Source organism: Deltaproteobacteria bacterium HGW-Deltaproteobacteria-6, assembly GCA_002840435.1.
Taxonomy (GTDB): Bacteria; Desulfobacterota; Syntrophia; order Syntrophales; family Smithellaceae; genus UBA8904.
Genome location: PHAT01000001.1, coordinates 182,813 through 205,893, shown reverse-complemented (window position 1 = coordinate 205,893; position 23,081 = coordinate 182,813). Strand labels below are relative to the sequence as shown.

Genomic DNA, 23,081 nt, shown 5'->3' with positions numbered 1-23,081 from the left:
TGATGAATGTTGATTTGTTTTTTACAACAGCATGGCGTCCTGCTTGCGTTATTGGCGCAGCACACTGAATACTATATATCGATGATCATCATAAACCGTTTTTAAGGAACGGCTCATCTGTTTTTTCAGTTGTTCAATTTTTTTCATATCGTAATTGTCCTGTAAAAATTGTTGAAACAGGTCATAGCGGACAAGAAGATGCGTACAGTTGAGAGAAGCAAGGTACCGTCGAAATAATATTTCATCACCGGAACTATCGACCATGCCGCGGATCAAATCCATCCCCATCCCCAGCGAGCGATCTTCCTGGTAAGTTCTGTTGAGATAATATCCCCGGCCAGCTAATAATATTAGTCTGATTTTGGAATCTTCAGGGGTATTTCTATTGATGTACATTATCGCCGGGTAACTGGAAACGTGACGCGCAATAAAATCATCTCTCGATTCCTTTTTGATAAGATACTTTACAGGCTCAATTTTTTGGAAATATTTCTGTATATATGTAACATTGATGCTGAACAGGATTAATAAAATGATGACCAGTCCTGCCATACACATTTCCCGCAATATGTTTTTTCGTGCGGTCAGCCATACAAAGATGTTTACCAGACCCGTTACGGACAGAATGGCAAGAAAAGGAATAACCGGCAAAACATAGCGGATTCTGATCTGATCCAGAAAAAGAGCGATCAGGATAAAAAAAATGGAAAACAGCAAGAAAAACAGATTCTCGATTTTCATATCTTTTTTCATAAAAGCAAAAGGAACGAAAATAATCAATACGGGGTTCAAAACTCCATCAAAATAGCGCGGGACATCATCCTGCCCCTGATAGAACATGCGGAAAGGTATCAATAAAATGTCCCATAAATTTTCCCCATAGAGCATTTCCCGCATCTTGAACATGCCATAATTCATATGACCGAAAGCTGCGGCATTAGAACCGCCGCCGTCTGTTGAATGACTGTTGAAAAGGCCGGGAAACAATGGATATAAAGGATTACCGGTCAGGACGGTGTTTTTCACTAACCAGGGAGAAAAAACAGCCAATGAAATAATAAAAAATATTAATCCATACCCCACTGCCCTCCCGGAATTGCCTGTATCTCTCGAACAAATGAAGACGATGCTCAATGTCATAAAAAACCAGGCAACAAGACCATTGTATTTGGTGCCCAAAGCCAGCCCCATAGCAACGGAAGAGATCAACAACCATGAATATTTTTTATATTCACCAGCACGCCATCGTATGAATGCCAGAACGCTGACGGTCACAAAAAATACCAACCCAAGATCAACGTACGCCATTGTTGACAATTTGCTGATGACCGGTGTGCTGATAAAGATTAAAAACCCAAGCAACCCGGCGATTGCATTGAATCTCCACCGGAGGTAGCAGTAAATGATTGCAGCCGTGCTTAATCCGAAGCCCAGATGAATAAAATTGGGAATGATGTCATTTCCGAAATAAAGCGGTATCCAATAGAGTAAATCAACATTCATGGGATAATAAGAATATTCAGCCCACGGCATTTCATAAAAACCGCCGTGCCTTATCCAAAGTTTGGGAATAGCCAGATGATGGATAAGGGCATCACGGGCAATGGGCGGCATAAGCGCCAACAAAAAGGCTGTTAAGATAAAAAGAAAAATTATCGAAAGGAGAATAACTTTAATGAACCATTCATTTCTGACTGATAAGTTCTTCAATATTGAATCCTTCACACAATCATGGTGCATTTACGATGGGTCACTGTATTGCGGGGGATGTTTTTGTGTCAAGAACATTTCTCACAATAAATCATCTTTTTTCTTTGACTTACGACACTACTCTGTGTCATTTAATTCAATATCTAAATCTATTTAAACATCATGGATGACAAAGCATGAAACTTTCCGTTGTAATACCCTGTTATAATGAAGCCGAAACCATCGAAAAACTTATTGACGCTGTATTGAACGCTCCTTATCCGGACAAAGAAATAATTATCGTGGATGATTATTCAACTGACGGGACAAGGCAAATCCTGCAAAGCAAAATTGCAGCCAAAGTAAGCCAGATTGTTTATCAATCAAAAAATCAGGGTAAAGGAGCCGCCCTGCGGGAGGGGATCCGGATTGCCACAGGCGATGTGATCATTATTCAGGATGCCGATTTGGAGTATGATCCTGCTGAATATCCCAAGATGATCGAGCCGATTATCAATGACAAGGCCGATGTCGTTTTTGGTTCACGTTTTATGGGTGGAGAAGCGCACCGGGTTGTATATTTTTGGCATCGCGTCGGCAACGGATTGATTACTTTAACATCGAACATGTTTACTAATCTTAACCTGACTGACGTCGAAACCTGTTATAAAGCTTTCCGGCGGGAAATCGTTCAGTCGATCACCATTGAAGAAAACAGATTCGGTTTTGAACCGGAAATTACGGCTAAGATATCGAAGAAAAAGTGCCGTATCTATGAGGTCGGGATCTCCTATTACGGCCGTACTTACGATGAAGGCAAAAAAATTAATTGGAAGGACGGTTTTCGAGCTCTTTACTGCATTATCAAATACAATATATTTCGATAAACTTGTCTCATCGTCATCATCATTTTTTCGGCAAACGGCCTATCCATATCCCTGTCGCGGCTAAATTCCACTCCAGTTCTTTGATTGCAGGCATGGAATGTCTTCTTAATATCAGTCTGTCTTCCGGCCGCATTTTCTTGACCCATGGTTCGTATGCTTCGGCGGCCCCGTAGTTCCATTGAATTTTTCTTAAGATGGCCAGATCTTCAGGAGGCATCATTGTCGGTTCAAATCCCAGGATGTAACGCCATTGGGCGTGAGGATTCGCATAAAATGTCTGATAGAAAATCGTCATGTCATCGTTGTAAATGATTCCGCCCTTTTCCGGAAGCCATTTTTTTTGTTCAGGATTGTCCGCGGAAAGATACTGCACAGACATGGATTGTGTCCAGCGGCTGCCGTAATCATTGGTTATGGAAATGAATAAGACACAAGCTATAGCCAGAGTCAGTCCTACGCGTTTCCATGAAGAAGATTCCATTGCGGTGTTCAGATACTCTTCAAACTCCAGTGCAATCCATATGCAAACGGCGGGGATTCCCCAATCGACCCAGACCCGGAGCACAAAAAAGCCCAAAACCCAGCTTGTAACAGCAAGAATAAATATGGGGGTATAAATTGCTTTAACATCCCATGAATTGCGAAGAGCACGCCAACCCAGCATGCCCAGAACCGCAACGACCACCATCTGATCCCCGGCGAAAGGCTGGAATTCGGAAACAAGCTGCCTAGTTAACGTGTGGTCCCCCAAACTGTGAAAAAAATGGCCGACAGTTTGTAAAATAAACTGGATGGGATTTCCGGTCAGGAGCATACCGATTATGACACCCGCAATCGTACACAGAGATACAACAAAACCGGCGCGCCATTCACGGGCAATAAAAAAACACAAAACAGGCAGGGCAAACATGTACCACAGGCAATGGATCCACGTAGCCAGGGCAATCAGGATAGTTAAAATAATAAGTGAGGGCCACGGTATGTGTTTTGACCTGAAACGCGGCCACATAAATCCCAGAAACACCACGACGGCCATCGTAAAGATGTATGGTCTTCCTAAGAATGTGCGCATCAGGTCTGAATAATTCGCAACCCAGACAGCGAACAGAGTAATCAACCATGCCTCCGGCCTTTTCAAAAAAAAGATCGGGACAATGCAAAACAAAATAAAGAGAAACACAATTGAAAACACAACAAGATTATCAACCGAGCATCCTGTCATTTGATAAATAAATTCCAGTATCTTATGCCAGCCGACATGGCTGTCCATGGTTATCTCCGGCCGAAGAATGAGTATCTCACTCCAGTTCTTTCCGGAAACAGCCTTGGCTGCATGGCGCATTGCATCATCAAATGGGATATATCCGTAAGAGATCACGCGCAGGGCAATCAAAAGCAGTCCCGCAATGAATATGCATAATACTATGATCGTCACAGGCCTTGGTTGAGCTGATTCCTCTTTCAATTAAATCTCCTTAATTTTTCTTGTTTGTAAAAAAAGCTACTATATTAAAACAATGTAAAGCAAGGTGAAATATTTAATGGATGTTTGCTCATTTTCTCATTCTGGCTTTAACGTCCCTTAAATTCCTGGCGGCATCCATATAATCAGGTTTGATCTGCAAGGCCTCTTTAAAGTGGCTCATTGCTTCCTCATACCTTCCCGTCTTTGACAAGGCCATTCCAATATAGTTATGAGCTTCCGCATAATCCGGTTTTATTCGCAAGACTTTTGTGAAATCGTTAATAGCAAGATTATATTGCTGATAAATATTATAAACGATGCCTCGATTATAATGGGCTTGCAAAAAATTAGGATGAATATTCAGCGCCTGATTGAAATCGGCAAGTGCTTTTTCATACTGTTTCTGGGAACCAAAAGCAACGCCTCGACTCACAAAGGCATCATACATATCGGGCTTAATGCTTACCGCAGATGTGAAATCCAGAACAGCCAGATCAAACTTTCCGAGTTCATAATAAAACAATCCCCGATTGTAATATGCATCTGCATAAGCAGGCTTAATTTTCAGCGCATGATTAATATCATCGAATGCTTGTCCATATTGCTTCAATGCTCCATAGGCAGTAGCCCGATTACTGTAGAATTCCGCATCAGGCTGTATAGCCAGAGCAGCGCTGTAATCTTCAATAGCCCGTGAGTAATTTCCTTTTTCAATATAACTTAACCCTCTGAGGTTATAGGCAAAGGCAATCTTATAGTTGCTTAAAGCATCCGTCCATAAAGCTACGTTATCTCCCCATAACTGGCATCGTTGCCAACTCAGAAAAGAGAAGACAATAATCATCAGGCCAGTGATGAAACCAAGAACGATTTGTTTATATGGCCGATTTTTAATCAAATCAGGAACGCCCCAAACCACCATGATAAAAAGGCCGATGAGCGGTATGTAAGAATATCGATCTGCCATGGACTGGCTGCCAACCTGAACAATGCCAATGACTGGTACCAGTGTCCCAAGATACCATAACCAACCCACGGGAAGATACGGGCAACATTCCTTTTTCTTCCAGATTAAAATACTCAACAAGACAATTACGCTACCTGCGAGTACGACTTGCTCTATCGGCCACATCCCCGGATGCGGATAATAAACCGACAGATTTAAGGGCAGAAGCGCTTTTTCTAGATATCGATAGTAGGAAACAATCGCATTATAAATGCGGACATCCAGTGGGAAATTTTCTATTGTGCCCACCGCTCCGGCCTGTTTTTGCACCAGATAGGTAATAACACAGGATAATATCGTTAAAATGAATAAAGGAATTTTTTCGAGAAGAAGAACTTTCTTGACCTTCAATCGGTTCAAAGGCCAGTAATCAAGCAAAAGTAACACAAACGGCAATGTCACGACCATCGGTTTGGACATTAATCCCAGAGCAAAAAAGACAAAAACGGGAATATAATTCTTAATCCCGGGATTTTTGACATATACAGCATAGGCCCATATCGTTAATAACCAGAAAAAAGCGCTTAAAACATCTTTCCGCTCTGATATCCAGACAACCGATTCCACATGCATGGGATGTAAACCAAACAAGGCGGCTACAAGAAGGCTCCGATAGACAGTACCGGTCATTTTGCTTAAAAGAAAAAATAATAATAGCGTATTGATAATGTGAAACAGAAGATTAGTTAAATGATAGCCGCCGGCATTTAAACCATAGACTTCATGGTCGATCATCAGCGACAGTAACGTTAACGGATGCCAGTTTGCAATCTGACTTGACGTGAAAACCGTGACAATGCCACCAATGCTTATACCATTCTGGATATGGTAATTCTGTGTGACATATAACTGATCATCAATATTATTAAAATCAAAATGGGCCACCTGCCCATAAACAAGCAACACCATGCCTGTCAACAAAAGAGAAATCAAGAGTTCCCGATATCGCAAGTTAATTTTCATCATATCTATTTCTGATTCTCATTTACAACTGAAAACAAAAAAGAGGCCTCGGTTAACCCTCAGCCTCTCTTTTTAAAAACATTACCGTTAATCAACGTTTGTTAAAATTAAATCTTACCGCCTGGATCCACGGTATATGTGGAATTGCCGCCAGAATGATATCCTGTTGCATTCCAGCTGGCTGCCGGACCGGTCGTGGTAATAGTAATTGTTACGTCAGCAGAATTGTTGAATCCTCCCTGTGTTACACTGGAACAACTGGTTGCGGTCGGCTGATCAGCAAAATAAGCCTGGCAGGCGGTATATGCGCTCTTTAATTCTGCCTTGGCTTTTGTGTTGTACCCTCGGGTTCTGTATGATGCAAACTGCGGGATAGCGATGGCTGCCAGAATACCAATGATCGCGACGACGATCATCAACTCAATCAACGTGAAACCTTTCTGTCCTTCTTTTTTACTAAATACTTTTAACATAACATTCCTCCTCATCTAAAATTGTTTTTCTGTTGGGTTGCTTTTGTTGCTCTATTTCTTGCACAATTAACTCATTTTTTCAATACTAATTTCTCCTCTTCACCCTCCCAGCATTTTTAAATAAACGCTGCCTGCTATCTTGCGGTCTTTTGATAGCAATGGCTGTGCCATATGGAACTATTTTATTTTAAATTATTAATTTCATAAACTTATCTAAGTTTACGAAATATCATTCTCCTTAAATAATCAAAAGGCAGACTAAAAAACAGGTTATTTTCACCAGTTCATAGTCAATTTGCTCTATTCTATTTAAACTGTTTTCCCTTACCGGAAAATATGGTAGGAAATCTATGAGTAGCATATAAAAGAAACGTAATTCGCGGAACAAGTGCCTGATACTCTAATACCAAATACAGTAATAACCTGAAGGTTACACAAGGCTACTCGATGGCACGCACCGCAAAAACAAAGGCTGGAAAACATGTTTGAAGTGACAATTATTAAATCATTTTCTGCGGCTCACTGGCTCGCGGAAATTGGCGGGAAGTGCGAGGAATTACACGGGCATAATTTCAAAGTGGAAATCACTGTCGGCGCTCCGGATTTAAATTCGGAAGGGATTCTTATTGATTTTCGACTCGTCAAAAAATGGCTCAAAGATATTCTCGACAAGATGGATCACCAGAATCTGAACGAACTTTCCATTTTTGAAGGAAAAAATCCTTCTTCGGAAAATATTGCTTACTATGTTTATCAGGAAATGCAAAATAAAGTAAAAGAGGCCGAGGTCAGGGTACTTTCCGTGAAAGTGTGGGAATCGGAAAATGCGGCAGTCAGCTATAGAGAAGAATAAAAAGTGGTAAAGCCTTGTTGAACCGCGTGTGACGCGCAGAGGCATGAACCACTGCACCATGGAATCTGTTTTATATGATTGATATTCAAAACCAGAAAGATTCTCGCAATATTGATATTAAAAAGGTCGGAGTGAAAAACATCAAATACCCGATCATTGTGCTGGACCGCGTTCGCGGCACTCAGCCGGTAAATGCCACCATCAATATGTATGTCAACCTGCCGCATCATTTTAAGGGCACGCATATGAGCCGGTTTGTGGAAGTACTCAATGACTTCCGCGGTCAAATTAATATCAAAACTTTTCAGTCTATTCTGGAAAAGATGCGCCAGAAGCTCCGCGCACAGTCTGCTCATATGGAAATTGAATTCCCCTATTTTCTGAAAAAGGTAGCGCCTATCTCTAAAGCTAAAAGCATGATGGAATACCGTTGCCTCTTTACCGGCGAAAACAATGGTGAGCAAACCGACTTTTTAGTGGGCGTAGTCGTGCCGGTGACCACACTGTGCCCCTGTTCCAAGGAAATCAGCGCCTTTGGCGCACATAATCAACGCAGTATTGTAACGGTTAAAGTACGTTTTAAAAAATTTTTCTGGATTGAAGACTTGATAAAAATAGTGGAAGACTCAGCCAGTGGTGAGGTATATTCCCTCTTGAAGCGCGTGGATGAAAAATTTGTTACCGAAAAAGCTTACGAAAATCCAAAATTTGTGGAAGATCTTGTTCGCGGCGTGGCGGTAAAATTAAATTCGGATGATAATTTTACCTGGTATAGCATTGAAGCGGAGAATTTTGAAAGCATCCATAACCACAGCGCTTACGCCTATGTCGAGAAAGGATAGACAAATGGCCGCCAAAACGTTTTTTAACCTTTACCATCAAGGATTCATCCGTGCCGCCGTCTGTATTCCTGAAGTCAAGGTCGCCGATGTATCTTTTAATACTCAAAAAACAATTGAGCTGGCGAAAAAAGCGGCGCAGCAAAAAGCGGTGCTGGCCCTCTTCCCGGAGCTGGGGCTGTCCGCCTATTCCAACGAAGACTTATTTCACCAGGACGCGCTGCTCAAAAGCGTTGAAGAATCCCTGGCCGCCATTTCCGAAGCGTCCGCGAAGTTGAGTATTATTCTTGCTGTGGGCGCGCCGCTGCAAGTGGATAGCCGTTTGTTTAACTGTGCGGTTGTTTTTTACCGGGGGAAAATTCTCGGGGTTGCCGTCAAATCTTATCTGCCAAATTACCGTGAATATTACGAGGCCAGACAATTTTCACCGGCCTCGGCGGCCCTTGCTTCGACTATTTCTCTTGCCGGACAAAAGAATATTCCTTTCGGCGCAAATCTGATCTTTAAAGCCGCCAATGTAAAGAATTTCAGTTTATTCTTCGAAATCTGTGAAGATGTCTGGGTGCCTGTTCCGCCGTCAAGTTTTGCAGCAATGGCAGGCGCAACCTTCATTAGCAATTTATCCGCCTCTAATATCACGATCGGCAAATCCGAATACCGGCATCAACTGGCCGCAAACCAGTCGGCACGTTGCGTGTCAGCTTATCTTTATGCCGCCGCGGGATTCGGCGAATCGACAACGGACATGGCCTGGGACGGTCACGCCATGATTTATGAAAACGGTAATCTGCTTTCGGAATCCAAACGTTTTTCGACATCAGCCCAAATGATTTGCGGCGATGTTGATCTGGACCGGCTGGTTCAGGATCGGATGCGGCTCACGACCTTCGGGCAGAATGCGGCGGATCATAAGAATCATCTTGCCGCATTTCGTCATATTGAATTTGAAGTGGACTGCCCGCAGGGACGTTTATTACCCGATCGCGAAATTCCCCGTTTTCCCTACATCCCCGCCGATCAAGGCAAGAGAGACTCGCGCTGTTATGAAGCCTACAATATCCAGGTTCAGGGTTTGGCTCAAAGGCTCAAATCCTCCGGCATTCCCAATCTGGTGATCGGCGTTTCCGGGGGCCTAGATTCCACGCACGCGCTCATTGTGGCGGCCAGAACCATGGATCTGCTGGGTTTGCCCCGCACTCATGTTAAAGCCTATACGATGCCCGCTTTCGGGACCACCGACAAAACGTATCGCAATGCCGTCCATCTGATGCGGGCCTTGGGCGTAGAGGGAAATGAAGTCGATATCAAACCCGCCTGCCTCCAGATGCTCAAAGATATTGATCATCCTTTTGTCCGCGGAAGAAAAGTTTACGATATCGCCTTTGAAAATGTCCAGGCGGGCCAGCGTTCGGCGCATCTCTTCCGGCTGGCCAACATGAAAAACGCATTGGTCGTCGGCACGGGTGATTTGAGCGAGCTGGCGCTGGGTTGGAGCACTTATGGAATCGGCGACCATATGTCGCATTATAACGTCAATGCCAGTGTGCCTAAAACACTGATTCAGTATTTAATCCGCTGGGTGGCGCATACCCATCAGTTTTCAGAGACAGTGTCCAACATCCTTCTGGCTGTTCTGGCAACGGAAATTTCACCAGAGCTCATCCCCGGAGAAGAAAATGATCAGCCGCTGCAAAAAACGGAAGCGACCATCGGCCCCTATGAAATACAGGACTTTAACAACTTCTACATAACCCGTTTCGGGTATTTGCCAACCAAGGTGGCCTTCCTTGCCTACCTGGCATGGAGAGATAAAACTCAAGGTTCATGGCCGGATGTGCCGCCGGAAAAACAAAACAGTTACAGTCTTAAAGAAATCAAAAAATGGCTGCATGTCTATCTAAACAGATTTTTTAAAACATCTCAGTATAAGCGCTCCTGTGTTCCCAACAGTCCAAAAGTGGGTTCGGGAGGGTCGCTTTCGCCCCGCGGCGACTGGCGGGCGCCCAGTGACAGTGAAGCGACCGTCTGGCTTACGAATTGGGAAAAGATTCCAGACAGGGATGACAAAGAATGAAATCATCCTATCGGGATTTTGATGCCACGGAATTATTTTGTCCACAATGCAGGCGGGCTGTGCCGGTGCGGAAAAGACTGCTGCTCGTTTTATCCGAGGGTGAAAAATATGATTACAGCTGCGTCTACTGCGGAATGTCTGTGGGCGATAAGCTGGTAAAAGAAAACGCCGACTCAAATATTCTTCTTCGTTGAAACCTTATTTTTTCTTTTTCAGCGCTTGCATTAATTTTTGCGCCATGAGACCGGATGACTCCGAAGACGACGTCGGGGCTTCTCCGTATACCAGACTGGCTTCCCGGCCAGGCGTATTATTCCCCACATATTCCGCCAACACTTCCCTGCTGTGAACATCCTCATGGCAGTAAACGCACAGATTTTCCCAGTTACTGCCGTCGGCGGGGTTATTATGGTGATTGCCGTCTTTATGATGAACGGTTAAAAGCTGGCGGTTCACACCTGAAAATTCCCTGGCGCAACGGGCGCATACCAGCCCGTGAATACTCAAAGACTTTTCCCGGTAGTCCTCGCTGCCAGGGGTCTTGGCGGCGTTTTTCATCTCCCGCACGGTATCTTCCACGGATTTTGGCGCTTCGGATCCCTGAGGCTTTTTGGAAACTGCAACACGCCCCCACTTGCTGGAAAAAGTCATCTTTGCCATTCTTAAACCTTTTGCCTGCCGGTCAGCACATTCAGAAACACGCGCACCCCTTTAGCCATAGCAATGGCATCCGTCACTTTCCGGAACACAGGGGATCTCATCGCCAGAGGAGAAATTAATTCGATACCCCCGACAAGATCCGACATCACCGTCCGAAGTCTCTCGGAGGTAGCGGCATATTTTTGAACTTCGCTGTTGATCGCCGTCGTAGAATTGTTGATATTCGCAGAAATCTCTTCCATGTTTTTCAAGATTGCCGGCAATCGCTCATTCAATGTCTGAAGCGTGATGGTGACATCACTTGCGGCGCGCCATAGTTTCAGCAGAATCGGGACGCAGAAAAGCACCAGCAGCAAAAGCGCAATGCCGAAAATAATTAAACCGATTTCCAGATACATAATTCTTCTCCCAAACGGTTTTTAAGCCACAAATGCAAAAAGCATTACTAATGGCGGATAATTTAGACCGGATTATTTTTTCTCTTCCCGATATGCTTCCATTCCAGCATCAAACGCTTTCTTTAAACGATTTTTATTATCCGCAAGCGTCTCGGCGCTTTGATGAGCCAACTCACTAACTTTTTCCTCAATTTCTTCCACTTTTTCCCTGGCGATTCCTTCGGCGTCTTTCAGACGGATTATGGCTGCATCATAGACTGCTTTACTTTTTTCCGCTGCTTTTTCATACTCTTCCTTTGCTTTAGCTAAAAGTTCATCGGCTTTTTCGGCAATGTCCTGGCGTGTTTCTTTGCCACTTTTAGGAGCGAACAAAATTCCAATGGCCGCGCCGATCAGTCCGCCAATCATCAATCCCTTTACCAAATCCCAATCTTTTTCCGCCATACGGCACCTCCTTAAAATTTTTTTCATTAATTTTAAATATGTATCTATACTTAAACATTAAAGACAGGCATGTCAAGACACAAAAAAACCGGGTAACCTGTGCGTTAACAAAGGTTACCCGGTCCTATAATCCTGCAATTGATTATATAATTATTTTGCCGTTGCAGGGGCCGGTGCTGCGGGTGCTGCCGGTGCTGCGGGTGCTGCCGGTGCTGCCGGTGCTGCTTCGGGTGCTGCCGGTGCTGCGGGTGCTGCTGCCGGTGCTGCCGGTGCTGCGGGTGCTTCAACCTTGGGGGCTTCTTCTTTCGGTGCCTGCTTGCAGCCTACTGCTGCGATTGATAAAGAAGCCAATAAAAGCACGCTAACAAAAATGGCCAATACCTTCTTCATTAGACAAATCCTCCTTTCAAAAATTTTAGTGTGTGAACACACTAGCTTTACGATGGGTGACATTACGCTTTTTTTTTGCCTTGTCAAGAAATATTTAAACATATATAAGTGAGAAAAATTGATATTAAAGGACGCTGCAATGATACTTGGTATTGACGTCGGCGGAACCCATACAGACGCCGTTCTGGTTCAAAATTTCCAACTGATCAAGAAAGCTAAGGTGCTCACGAATCAAGCGAATATCATGTCTTCGCTTATGGAAGCAGCCGATCGGCTGATTTCAAACGATAATATCAATAATATTGAGAGGATCGTCTTGAGCACGACCATCTCGACCAACGCAATTGTCCAGCATAAAACCAACCGCGTGGCGATGGTTTTGCTGAGCGGCCCCGGTCTCTCGCCGGCCACTTTGAATCTGGGTAAAGACGTTTATTTCGCCCAGGGCTACGTCAATCACCGCGGTATCCCCATTAAAAACGTGAACTGCCGGGAAATTGAAGATATCAGCAACGAAATTTCAGCATGCCAAATCGGGCATATTGGAATTGTCGGCAAATTTTCCAGCCGTAATCCGCAGCAGGAGCTGGATACAGCCGAATTGCTGCAGAATAATTCCAGGCACGTTTCTCTGGGTCATACGCTGTCCGGACAACTGAATTTTCCGCGCCGCATTGCCACAACGTATTTAAATGCCGCTATCCACGATATTTATCGGGGATTCGTGCAGGATGTTCAGAAGTTCGCCGCGACGATCGGTCCGAATATTCCCGTCTATATTTTGAAAGCGGATGGCGGAACGATCCTGATTGATAAATCACTGGACTGTCCCGTACAGACGATTCACTCCGGTCCGGCGGCCGGTATTATGGGTGTACTGGCAACGGCCTGCATAAAAGAAGACGCAGTGGCTCTGGACATCGGCGGCACCACAACGGACATTTCCGTCTTTGCCGACGGAGTTCCTCTCCTGGAACCATCCGGCGTGGCCATCAACGGACGCAAAACACTTATTCGTGGCCTTTACACAAAATCCATCGGTGTGGGCGGCGACAGTGTCATAAAAATTGAAAAAGGCGATATTTTGATCGGACCGCAAAGGGAAGGACCGGCCGCAGCACTGGACGGACCATTCCCCACACCAACGGATGCCATGATCGTGGAAGGAATTGTAACTTTCGGCGATCAACAAAAAGCCCATAACGCGATTGCAGTAATCGCCAAAAAACTTCACTTGAGTGTTCAGGATGCGGCGCATGCCATTGTTGAGAAAATGTCCACCATGATTGCGGACAATGTCCGTCAGATCCTGGCTGAGATCAACAATAAACCGGTATATACCATCCATGAGCTTCTGGAAGGAAAGATTATTCAACCCAAAATAATCTACGTTGCGGGGGGCCCCGCTGCGGTAGCCCCCTTCATTGCCAAAAAACTGGGCTATCCCTACTCCATCCCTGAACATTCCGAAGTGTCCAATGCCTTAGGCGTGGCCATTGCCCGAACAACAGCTGAAATAACGATCCTGGCGGATACGGAAAAAAGAGAACTCATCATCAGCGAAGAAGGCTGTGTGCAAAGCATTCCCCACAATTTTTCGCTTGACGATGTAGTCGAGGTCGGCCGAAAAACCCTCCGGGAAAAAGCCGCCCGGATGGGCGCCATGCCTGCGGATATTATCATGGAAGTGACCGAATCACAGGAATTTAATATGATTCGAGACTTTTACACAACGGGAAAAAATATCCGCGTTAAAGTTCAGATAAAACCCGGACTGATCTCTGCCAGCACTGAAAGGTAAAAACATGCCTAAAAAAGAAAATAAAACAGGTCTCATATTTTTCCCGGCATTTGACTGGGCCATATCCGCCAACCACCCGGAGCGCGAAGAAAGACTGCTCTATACACAGGATCAGGTTTTTGAAGAAGGCCTGTTGGATTTTCCCAATATTGCAGAATATAAACCGGGTATCGCCACTTATGCCGATATCAACCGCTGCCATATTTGTGTTCCGAACCCGCAAAACCTCACAACGAATTCCCACCTGATTTCAGCCGGAGGCGCGATCACCGCCGCCGAAAAAGTTCTGACAGGCGCCGTCGACAACGCCTTTGCCCTGGTTCGGCCGCCCGGTCATCATTCCATGCTCGTTGCCCACGGCGCTCGCGGCTTCTGCAATATCAATATCGAAGCTGTAATGATCGAATATATCCGTCATAAATTCGGTGTCAAGAGAATTGCCGTCGTGGATACGGACTGTCATCACGGTGACGGCACCCAGGATATCTACTGGAACGATCCCGATGTCCTGTGTATCTCCATGCACCAGGACGGGCGGACGCTGTATCCGGGGACAGGTTTTATCGATGACTTCGGCGGTCCCAATGCACTGGGTGCAACCATCAATATCCCCCTGCCCCCCCGCACATCGGACGAAGGTTTTCTGTTTGCTCTCGACAACGTCATTCTTCCGATCCTGGATGAATTCAAGCCCGACATTATCATCAATTCTGCCGGACAGGACAATCACTACAGCGATCCGATCACCAATATGAACTTCAGCGCCCAGGGATATGCACTCTTAAATGAAAAACTCGCACCCCACATTGCCGTCCTGGAAGGCGGTTACTCGATTGAAAAAGCTCTTCCCTACGTCAATGTCGGCATTATCCTGGCCATGGCCGGCCTGGACTACAGCCAGGTAAGGGAACCGGATTACGACGCCCAACGCATCCGTCAATCGCCGGAAGTAACCAGGCTCATCGAAGAAGAGGTGAAGAATGTGATGACGCTGTGGAAGAAAAAGAAGAATCTAAAAAAACAAATTACCGGCTCCGCCGCGTATATCCGCCGTGAAAAGCATATCTATTACGACACCGATGACATCACGGAAAAACAAATTGAAACCGTCCGCGTCTGCAACGATTGCGGTGGTCTGGTTATGATTGAATCTGCCGCCGATACGGGCAAGAAGATCTTCGCGGTGATTCTGCCTAATTCCTGCTGCCCGGAATGCCGGCAGAGCGGCGAGGCTTTTTTCGACCGGATCAACGGATCGCAATATAACCACATTTATTTTCAGGACAGGCAAAGGGATGTCTTTATCGTGAAATAACCATTAGCGATACTGTGAACCGTCAACTCCGGAAAGAAATAACAAAAAGCCCATGAAACATGGGCAAATAGCATTGATCAAGCCTGATCCACGCACAAAAATACATAAAGCAAAATCCTGCTTTTTTTGACCGGTAAAAGCATAAGCATTTGCCGCTCCCATTCCGTAATCATTGAATTTAATACAACTGTAATCTGCAACCCTCTTCAACGGAAAACAGTTAAGGTTTTGCGGCATAATCATTAATATTGTTTTCCCGGTATTTATGCTATTTAAATAATTTAGATGGTGCGGTCTGGTTGCCGGATTGTAAACAGAGAAAACAAAAGTCAACCTTTAGATTCAAAAAAGATTGTACCCGATTCAAATACTCAGGAGGTTCAGGAATGATGGCTTTAAATAATAAAAGAGATGGCTCTAAGATCGGATCAATAAATCCGTCTTTTTCTTTAACTTCGTTTATATCTATCTGCGCGCTGATCACCTGTCTCCTGGCCGTATCCATTTCTATTCCCGGTAATGTACTTGCCGATGAACAGGCCTGGCTCGGGCTACAGTCAAAGACGCTGGAAGGCGGCTATAAAAGGATGCTTTCAAGATTAACAAGCCTGGAGGATGGTGTCCTGGTTGCCGGCGTAACAAAAGGCGGCACCGCGGAGCAAATGGGCATAAAACCCAATGACATCATTGTGGGCTTTAATTATCAGCCCATTAAAAGCACCAGTGAACTGGAGCACGCCGTTTCCGGATCCAGCCCCGGTGACAGAATCGTCTTGTCCATATTTCGTCTGTCTCCCACCATCAGGACTGTTGTCGGAAGAATGGGACAATCACCTGACGCCGGCGGGCAGGAACGGACAACAAAAGCTGTCGATGAAAGTCCGGGTCCTGCGGCTACAGACATCACCGCTAAAATTTATGCGCCGCCGGGACATAATGAAATTGAAACTCTGAATTATTCCCGTAACGGCAAGATGATTGTTTCGGCAGGTGGAACATCGCTCAGGCTTTGGGATGCATCAACAGGCAGAGAAATCCGCACATTTGCAGATGTTAAGGATGCCATTTTTTCCGTCACATTCTCGCCGGATGACAAATTTGTCCTCACCGGCTGTGCAAACCACAAAGCTATCCTCTGGGATGTGGAAACAGGAAAAGCAATAAAGTCGTTTATTGGAAATACTAAAGATGACCTGCTGGATTCAGTAGCCTTCTCTCCCGACGGCCGCACTGTGCTGACCTCGGGCAGTGATAAAATCATCAGGCTTTGGGACATAGCCTCCGGACAGGAAATACTTAAATTCACCGGACACACAGCCTGGGTGAACTCTGTAAGTTTTTCACCGGACGGCAAATACGTGGTTTCCGGAAGCTGGGATGGTAAAATCAAGCTTTGGGATGTATCCACGGCAACCGAAGTCGGACCTTTTAAAGAGAACAAGCCGGCAGCTGACTATCAAGCTGCCAGAGAGAACGCGCGATTCGCAGGCGGAAGAGGACGAGGCGGTGCCGCACGTCCCGCTCCAGCTGCTCCAGCCGCGCCCGTTGCAGCGGATGCTCCTCCTGCAGTCGTTGTGAGAATGGCTGAAAAAATGGCCTTGAATTTACGTGCTTTCGATAATCGCATCAGCACGGTTATCTTTTCACCCGACGGTAAATATCTGCTTTCTGGAAACTGGGGCAGCGCCATCAGTCTGTGGGACGTTTCCACGGCTCAAAAGATAAAAACTTTTTCAGGACACAAAGGGAGAATTAACGCTCTGGCGTTTTCATCCGACGGCGGACGCATCGTGTCGGCGGCCCGGGACAATATGGTGAAAATCTGGGATGTTGCCACGGGACGGGAACTCCAGACACTTGCCGGACACACGGGTGAAGTCAAATCCATCGCTTTCTCCAGCGCACGAAATATGGTTATATCCGGCGGAGCGGACGGCACGATACGCTTATGGAACGGCGATACCGGGAAAGAATTTATCAAGTTTGTTGATTTGAATGACGGCGAGTGGATCGTTGTCACCCAGGAAGGCTATTACAATTCATCGCAAAACGGTCATAAATCATTAAACATTCTTGTCAATACCAAGGTGTACGGGATTGACCAGTTTTATGACCTCTTTTACCGTCCCGATATTGTGACGGCAAAACTCAACGGGGAAAATATTGTAGACCTGGTTACGTTGACGCTGAGCGATGCCATCAGAAACCCGCCGCCGAGAGTCAGCTTCGGTTCATTGCCCGGGGAAACCAACCTGCCTTCTGCAAAAATCTGCTACCACGTCAAAAGTGCAGGCGGTGGAATCGGCGAAATCCGGATCTTCCAGAACGGCAAGCTGATCAAATCCGACGGGTTTTACCGCGAAGTGGTCAAAAACGAAACTACGGCAAAGATGCAGCTGGCCTCACTCAATAGCAGAACGGTCTATCAGGACATGCGTTCGCTGGTGGTTAAGGAGAAGAAATTATCCGAGAATCAACTTGCTTCGCCGAAAGGCAACCTCGTTGAAAATTGTGTTGAAGTTGAAACGATCGCAGGAGAGAATGAAATCAGCCTGACGGCTTTTAATGCCTCAAATACCGTACAGAGCTTTTTGGAAACAGCCAAGTTTACATCCACGGTAAAACAAGACGAGCCCCATTTATACATTCTGTCTGTTGGCATCGACAAATATCGTGACGCCTCCATCAATCTCAAGTATGCCGCCAAGGATGCCGCGGATTTTTCAAACCGGCTGTCCGCAAAGGCTCGCACTCTTTACAAGCCTGAAAATATTCATCTGATCAGACTCGTGAATCAGCAGGCCAGTAAACAAAACATCCTGTCCACAATTGACAGCCTGTCCAAGAAGATAAAACATGGAGACCGCTTCATATTTTTTGACGCTTCTCATGGTCTGTTGCTGCAGGGTCAGTACTACATCGTTACCAGCAGTTTTGACGGGAAGATCTTAAATACGGCCAGCCTGATCAGTTCCAATGAAATTGTTGAAATCTCGAAGAAGATAAAATCTCTGTCTCAGCTGTTTGTCTTTGATACCTGCCATGCCGGAGGGGTCGACACCATCGTAAGCGGCCTGTACGATGCCCGGATGTCCGTATTGGCAAAAAAAATGGGGTTGCACATTTTTGCATCGGCGGGAAGCGTGCAGACTGCGCTCGACGGCTATCAGGGCAATGGTTTATACACGCATACGTTGCTGCAGGGAATTGCCAATGGCAGTGAGGTGGATCGTGAAAAAGACGGCACGGTAACGGTGACCAAGCTGGGACGGTATTCGAAGGACAAAACAACGGAAATTTCAGGCAGGCTGGGGCATCCCCAGACGCCGTTTATTATCGACTTCGGGAAAGACAGTCCGTTGTTCAGGGTAAACTAAAAAAAAAGAACGCCCGGAATCATCACCAGGATTGATGACTTTCGCCCAATGCATTGACATAAATGCGTTGGACTGAGCCGTTCTTTACCGGCAGACTTTTCAAACCACTTGTATGTTTTCGACAGAAGGACATTCATGCTGTTTTGTCCGTTACGGGTTTGATTGAACGTCGTTATCCGGTTTGTGAAGCCAGGTTACAGCCACAATCGAAAGAAGAATCAGCAAACCACCCATGGCGATACGCAGCGTCAGGTCTTCGCTGAAAATCATCATGCCCAGCACAACGGCATAGAAAATCCGGGATGAGGAAATCAGCGATCCGGCGCGTGCGGTAATGAATTTATAACCGTAGGTAATGCAAATCTGACCCAGAACACCCACCGCAGCCGATGCCAGCAAAAGCAACCACTGACCGCCTTGCGGCCAGACAAAAACCGGCAGCATCGCCAGACCGTTCAACACCGTCCCGATGGACATTAGATAAAAAAGAATGACCGGCGTTGAATCGTTTTTCCGGGCCATGTTCAGCGTGATAATGGCGAAGGCTGAAACGATCCCCGACAGCAAGCCGAAAACATCCCCCTTGTTGACGGCATTCAGATCGGGATTGATCACCAGCCAGATGCCGGCAAGGGCGGCAATCAAAATCAAGTACATAAAAGGCGATATTTTTTCCTCACGGAAAAAAAGCGGTGCGAAAAGAAAGATAAAAAAGGGATAGGTCATATTGAGCATGTGGGTGTTCGTGATCGTCGTGTATTGCGACGCCAGGAAAAATAAAATGACGGCAACGGTGTTGAGCACGCCCCGCCAGATCAGCAGGGATAATTTATTCGGCACAAGCGACAGCGAATTCTTGTAAACAATTACCGCGGCAACAATCAATCCCAGAAAAAAACGGGAAAACGTTACTTCCAGTGCGGATACATCCGATGAGTTGGTGAGCAGCTTGGAAAAGATGGTTGCTATGGTAAAAAATAATTCCGAAAGCATTATAAAAATAATGCCTTTATAGAGGTGAGCGGTTTTCAACATGGACGAACTATAAGAAAGTCTGCCTTTCATGTCAACAGGGTTATTCGGCAAATGGCGCCTGTCCTATGGCACGGGAAAAATCCAAACGATTTCTATAGATAAATTATTGTCAGCATTTCCTTATTGTGCTAATTACCTGCCCGACTCGTAAATGAGGATGATGATATAAAATGAATTCCACAAACAATGCTCAAGAAGAATTGCAGGAACTGATCGCGCTGATTAAAAAACTGCGAGCGCCGGACGGGTGCCCCTGGGACCAGAAGCAGACCAAGCAGGACATCGGCAGATATCTTCTGGACGAATCCTATGAAGTGCAAGACGCCCTTGCCGAAAACAATCCAGGGCACATTCAGGAAGAGCTGGGAGATCTGTTGTTTCAAATCCTGTTTATCACTGAAATCGCGTCCGAATCCGGAGAATTTTCGCTGGCCGACGTGATGGCGGCCATTAAAGAAAAAATGATCCGTCGCCATCCGCATGTTTTCGGAGATGTCAAAGTCAACTCCGTCCGGGAAGTAAAAGAAAACTGGCAGGAAATTAAAAAGAAAGAGCGAGGCGGCAAGGCTCTGGACAATGATCTCTTCGGTAACATCCCGCGTTCGCTGCCCGCGTTGAAAAGAGCGCAAAAAATCACGACCGTTGCCGCCGGCTGCGGTTTTGACTGGCAAAATACCGATGATGTCCTGAAAAAACTGCACGAAGAGCTTGAAGAACTTGCCCAGGCGCGGCAAAAAGCTGATGCGCAAGCAATAGAAGAAGAAGTGGGCGACATCTTTTTCACCCTGGTGAATCTCAGCCGCTTTCTTTCCGTGGACGCCGAAACGGCGGCAACAGGCGCTATTGATAAATTTTTACGGCGTTTTGCCTATATCACGAAGCAGCTGTCCACCCGCGGCCAATCGCCCGCGGACGCGACGCAAAGCGATATGGACGCGCTCTGGAACGACGCCAAGGAAAAGAGGATATAGCTCCATGGATTATTTCCTTTGTGTAATGGGCATGGTTTTTATTGTTGAAGGCCTTCCCTACCTGGTTTTTCCCGAAAAATTGAAACCCTATCTGCTTAAAATCACGACTCTGCCGGATTCCACGCTGCGGATTCTCGGCATTTGCGCCGTTATTGCCGGTCTGATCCTGCTTTATTTCGGGCGGCGCTGACGGTTTTGATTGACAGCCGCATCTTATTCTGATTATTTGCCTAAACTTTTTCACTTTTGCCGGAGCAACGATGAAGTTAACGGATTTTTCATATAGTCTGCCCGAGGAGCTGATCGCGCAACACGCCCGTCCGCAAAGGGATGCCTCTCGCATGATGAGGCTTCACCGCCGGGAAAAGGCCATTGAGGACGGCCAATTCTCCTTATTGCCGGAATGTCTTGAACGGGGCGATGTGCTGGTTATCAACGACTCCCGCGTCATTCCAGCCAGAATTTACGGCAAAAAATCCACCGGGGCGATTCTCGAAATACTGCTTCTGACCTGCAAAGAGAAAAAAGACGGTTCTGAGCTGTGGGAAGTGCTGGCACGCCCCGGAAAAAGGCTCAGTGAAAATGACACAATCGATCTCGGACACTCCTGCGAGGCAAAGATCATCGCCAGAGTCAACGAAAAAAAATGGCTGATGCGGTTCAGCGCAGCCGACGGCTTTGAAAATTACCTGGCGCGCTTTGGGCGCGCCCCGCTGCCTCCTTACATCAAACGAAAAAAAAGCGTGGCACCGGACAACACGGATGACCGCGAACGCTATCAAACCATATATGCAAAATCCGCGGGCTCCATTGCCGCCCCGACCGCCGGTCTTCATTTTTCAGCAGACGTCCTCGCCGCCCTGCAAGCCAAAGGCATCCAGATCGCTCCGATAACGCTGCATGTCGGCATTGGCACCTTTTTACCTATCGAAGCAGAAACTGTCGAAGATCACATCATGCAAACGGAATTTTTTGAAATAAGCCCCGGTACGGCGGAGAAAATCAATAATGCCCGGCGGGTCATTGCCGTAGGCACAACGTCAACCCGAACCCTGGAAAGCGCGGCCGATAAAGATAGAACGGTTTCGCCTCAATCCGGTGAAACCTGTCTTTATATTTATCCGGGCTATTCATTCAAAATAGTGAATGGGCTCTTGACTAATTTTCATCTGCCCCAGTCATCTTTATTTTTGCTGGTCTGCGCCTTTGCCGGCACGGATTTTATCAGGGAAGCCTACGCCCGGGCCATTGATAAACGCTATTTATTTTACAGTTACGGCGATTGCATGCTGATTTTATAGGATGGGTCCATGTCTTTTTCATTTGAATTGATCAAGAAAGATATCCAAACTTCCGCACGCCTGGGAAAAATGATCACCTCCCACGGCACCGTGGACACACCCGCGTTTATGCCGGTCGGTACGCAAGGCACCGTCAAATCCCTGCGCCCTGAAGATCTTCAAAACTGCGGCGCTCAGATTATCCTGGGCAACACGTACCATTTGTATCTGCGTCCCGGCCATGAAACGGTACGCAAGCTGGGCGGTCTCCATTCCTTCATGAACTGGCCGGGGCCGATCCTTACGGACAGCGGTGGATTTCAGGTTTACTCTCTGGGTGCCCTGCGCAAAATTATGCCGGACGGCGTGATATTCCGGTCCCACATCGATGGCTCCAAACACCTCCTGACTCCGCAAAAAGCCGTCGAAATCCAGGAAGCGCTGGGCTCGGACATTATGATGTGCCTCGATGAGTGCACACCCTACCCCGCCACGCTCAAACAAACGCAGGATTCTCTGGCGCTCACCACGAAATGGGCAAAATTATGCAAAGAGGCAAAAACAAACTCTGACCAGGCGCTTTTCGGCATTGTCCAGGGCGGCACATATCTGGACCTGCGCCGTCAGGCGGTCGAACAAATCGTCCCGGTCGATTTTGACGGCTACGCGTTAGGCGGTGTGAGCGTAGGCGAACCCAAGGAATTGATGTATGCCATTACGGACGAAATTGCCCCGCTGCTGCCTGCCTCGAAACCCCGTTATCTGATGGGAGTCGGCACACCGGCGGATATTGTTTACGGCGTTTCATGCGGCATCGATATGTTTGACTGCGTCATGCCGACCCGATGCGCCCGGCACGGATTATTGTTTACAAATTCCGAAAAGATTGTTATAAAAAACGCCCGCTGGCGGGAAGATCATAAACCCATTGATGAAACATGCGATTGCTACACCTGCCGGAATTATTCCCGGGCATATTTAAGGCACCTCTATGTTGCCGGTGAGATACTGGCGATGATATTGAATACGATTCATAACATTCGCCATTATATGCTTCTTATGGAAAAAATACGGGCGGCTATACGTGAAAATCGTTTTTTAGAATTTAAAAAAGATTTTCTTTAATAAAATAGGGTGAAATAATAAAATATTCTGATAAAA

General features: G+C 46.3%; 22 protein-coding genes. 12 read left to right on the top strand and 10 right to left on the bottom strand.

Going from position 1 to position 23,081, the window contains the following annotated elements; genetic code table 11:
- Positions 1–48: 48 nt before the first annotated feature.
- Complete coding sequence (locus CVU71_00895) at positions 49–1,740, bottom strand: hypothetical protein (protein PKN20381.1); 1,692 nt, start codon at positions 1,738–1,740, stop codon at positions 49–51.
- A gap of 146 nt (positions 1,741–1,886) precedes the next feature.
- Between CVU71_00895 and CVU71_00890 the strand changes: the two genes are divergently transcribed.
- Positions 1,887–2,576 carry a glycosyl transferase gene (locus tag CVU71_00890; protein ID PKN20380.1) on the top strand — a complete coding sequence of 230 codons (690 nt, stop codon included), beginning with the start codon at positions 1,887–1,889 and terminating at the stop codon, positions 2,574–2,576.
- A 19-nt stretch (positions 2,577–2,595) separates the two neighbouring features.
- Here CVU71_00890 and CVU71_00885 read toward each other — a convergent pair whose 3' ends face one another.
- The 3 genes from CVU71_00885 to CVU71_00875 all read right to left on the bottom strand — a co-directional run bounded on the left by CVU71_00885 (position 2,596) and on the right by CVU71_00875 (position 6,483).
- Positions 2,596–4,041, bottom strand: coding sequence for a hypothetical protein (locus tag CVU71_00885; GenBank protein ID PKN20379.1), 1,446 nt, complete (start codon positions 4,039–4,041; stop codon positions 2,596–2,598).
- An 88-nt stretch (positions 4,042–4,129) separates the two neighbouring features.
- Positions 4,130–6,013, bottom strand: a complete 1,884-nt coding sequence (locus tag CVU71_00880; GenBank protein PKN20378.1) for a hypothetical protein — start codon at positions 6,011–6,013, stop codon at positions 4,130–4,132.
- 104 nt (positions 6,014–6,117) lie between these two features.
- Positions 6,118–6,483, bottom strand: coding sequence for a pilus assembly protein (locus CVU71_00875; protein ID PKN20377.1), 366 nt, complete (start codon positions 6,481–6,483; stop codon positions 6,118–6,120).
- A gap of 481 nt (positions 6,484–6,964) precedes the next feature.
- Here CVU71_00875 and queD point away from each other — a divergent pair, with 481 nt between their 5' ends.
- From queD to CVU71_00855, 4 genes are all read left to right on the top strand, one after another.
- Positions 6,965–7,336 carry a 6-carboxytetrahydropterin synthase QueD gene (queD, locus tag CVU71_00870; GenBank protein PKN20376.1) on the top strand — a complete coding sequence of 124 codons (372 nt, stop codon included), beginning with the start codon at positions 6,965–6,967 and terminating at the stop codon, positions 7,334–7,336.
- A gap of 74 nt (positions 7,337–7,410) precedes the next feature.
- Positions 7,411–8,178, top strand: coding sequence for a GTP cyclohydrolase I FolE2 (locus tag CVU71_00865; protein ID PKN20375.1), 768 nt, complete (start codon positions 7,411–7,413; stop codon positions 8,176–8,178).
- Complete coding sequence (locus tag CVU71_00860) at positions 8,162–10,249, top strand: NAD(+) synthase (GenBank protein PKN20374.1); 2,088 nt, start codon at positions 8,162–8,164, stop codon at positions 10,247–10,249. Before CVU71_00865 ends, CVU71_00860 begins: the two co-directional genes overlap by 17 nt.
- A complete protein-coding gene (locus CVU71_00855) occupies positions 10,246–10,443 on the top strand; it encodes a cytoplasmic protein (GenBank protein PKN20373.1) in 198 nt (65 codons plus the stop codon). Before CVU71_00860 ends, CVU71_00855 begins: the two co-directional genes overlap by 4 nt.
- A 4-nt stretch (positions 10,444–10,447) precedes the next feature.
- Here CVU71_00855 and CVU71_00850 read toward each other — a convergent pair whose 3' ends face one another.
- The 4 genes from CVU71_00850 to CVU71_00835 all read right to left on the bottom strand — a co-directional run bounded on the left by CVU71_00850 (position 10,448) and on the right by CVU71_00835 (position 12,141).
- On the bottom strand, positions 10,448–10,807 hold the full coding sequence (locus tag CVU71_00850; GenBank protein ID PKN21025.1) for a hypothetical protein: 360 nt from the start codon (positions 10,805–10,807) through the stop codon (positions 10,448–10,450).
- Positions 10,808–10,911: 104 nt separating this feature from the next.
- On the bottom strand, positions 10,912–11,307 hold the full coding sequence (locus CVU71_00845) for a hypothetical protein (GenBank protein PKN20372.1): 396 nt from the start codon (positions 11,305–11,307) through the stop codon (positions 10,912–10,914).
- 72 nt (positions 11,308–11,379) lie between these two features.
- Entirely contained in the window at positions 11,380–11,751 is a 372-nt protein-coding gene (locus CVU71_00840; GenBank protein PKN20371.1) for a hypothetical protein, read from the bottom strand.
- A gap of 150 nt (positions 11,752–11,901) precedes the next feature.
- Positions 11,902–12,141, bottom strand: coding sequence for a hypothetical protein (locus CVU71_00835; GenBank protein ID PKN20370.1), 240 nt, complete (start codon positions 12,139–12,141; stop codon positions 11,902–11,904).
- A gap of 139 nt (positions 12,142–12,280) precedes the next feature.
- Between CVU71_00835 and CVU71_00830 the strand changes: the two genes are divergently transcribed.
- Positions 12,281–13,942, top strand: coding sequence for a hydantoinase (locus tag CVU71_00830; GenBank protein PKN20369.1), 1,662 nt, complete (start codon positions 12,281–12,283; stop codon positions 13,940–13,942).
- Between the two features lie 4 nt (positions 13,943–13,946).
- Positions 13,947–15,257, top strand: coding sequence for a histone deacetylase (locus CVU71_00825; GenBank protein ID PKN20368.1), 1,311 nt, complete (start codon positions 13,947–13,949; stop codon positions 15,255–15,257).
- A 3-nt stretch (positions 15,258–15,260) separates the two neighbouring features.
- On the opposite strand, the gene CVU71_00820 is transcribed toward CVU71_00825, so the two are convergent.
- Complete coding sequence (locus tag CVU71_00820) at positions 15,261–15,500, bottom strand: hypothetical protein (GenBank protein PKN20367.1); 240 nt, start codon at positions 15,498–15,500, stop codon at positions 15,261–15,263.
- A gap of 143 nt (positions 15,501–15,643) precedes the next feature.
- On the opposite strand from CVU71_00820, the gene CVU71_00815 reads away from it, so the two are divergent.
- The gene (locus CVU71_00815) at positions 15,644–18,634 is read left to right on the top strand and encodes a hypothetical protein (GenBank protein ID PKN20366.1); all 2,991 of its coding nucleotides are present in this window, start codon (positions 15,644–15,646) and stop codon (positions 18,632–18,634) included.
- Positions 18,635–18,784: 150 nt separating this feature from the next.
- Here the strand turns inward: CVU71_00815 and CVU71_00810 are convergent, their stop codons facing one another.
- Positions 18,785–19,699, bottom strand: coding sequence for a hypothetical protein (locus CVU71_00810; GenBank protein ID PKN20365.1), 915 nt, complete (start codon positions 19,697–19,699; stop codon positions 18,785–18,787).
- A gap of 140 nt (positions 19,700–19,839) precedes the next feature.
- Here CVU71_00810 and CVU71_00805 point away from each other — a divergent pair, with 140 nt between their 5' ends.
- The 4 genes from CVU71_00805 to CVU71_00790 all read left to right on the top strand — a co-directional run bounded on the left by CVU71_00805 (position 19,840) and on the right by CVU71_00790 (position 23,045).
- Positions 19,840–20,640: a nucleoside triphosphate pyrophosphohydrolase gene (locus CVU71_00805; protein ID PKN20364.1), complete on the top strand. Its 801-nt coding sequence runs from the start codon at positions 19,840–19,842 to the stop codon at positions 20,638–20,640.
- Between the two features lie 4 nt (positions 20,641–20,644).
- Positions 20,645–20,830 (top strand): DUF2065 domain-containing protein, encoded by a 186-nt coding sequence (locus tag CVU71_00800; GenBank protein ID PKN20363.1) that lies wholly within the window; start codon positions 20,645–20,647, stop codon positions 20,828–20,830.
- Positions 20,831–20,900: 70 nt separating this feature from the next.
- Positions 20,901–21,941, top strand: coding sequence for a tRNA preQ1(34) S-adenosylmethionine ribosyltransferase-isomerase QueA (locus CVU71_00795; protein ID PKN20362.1), 1,041 nt, complete (start codon positions 20,901–20,903; stop codon positions 21,939–21,941).
- Between the two features lie 9 nt (positions 21,942–21,950).
- A complete protein-coding gene (locus CVU71_00790) occupies positions 21,951–23,045 on the top strand; it encodes a tRNA guanosine(34) transglycosylase Tgt (GenBank protein ID PKN20361.1) in 1,095 nt (364 codons plus the stop codon).
- The last annotated feature ends 36 nt before the right edge of the window (positions 23,046–23,081 follow it).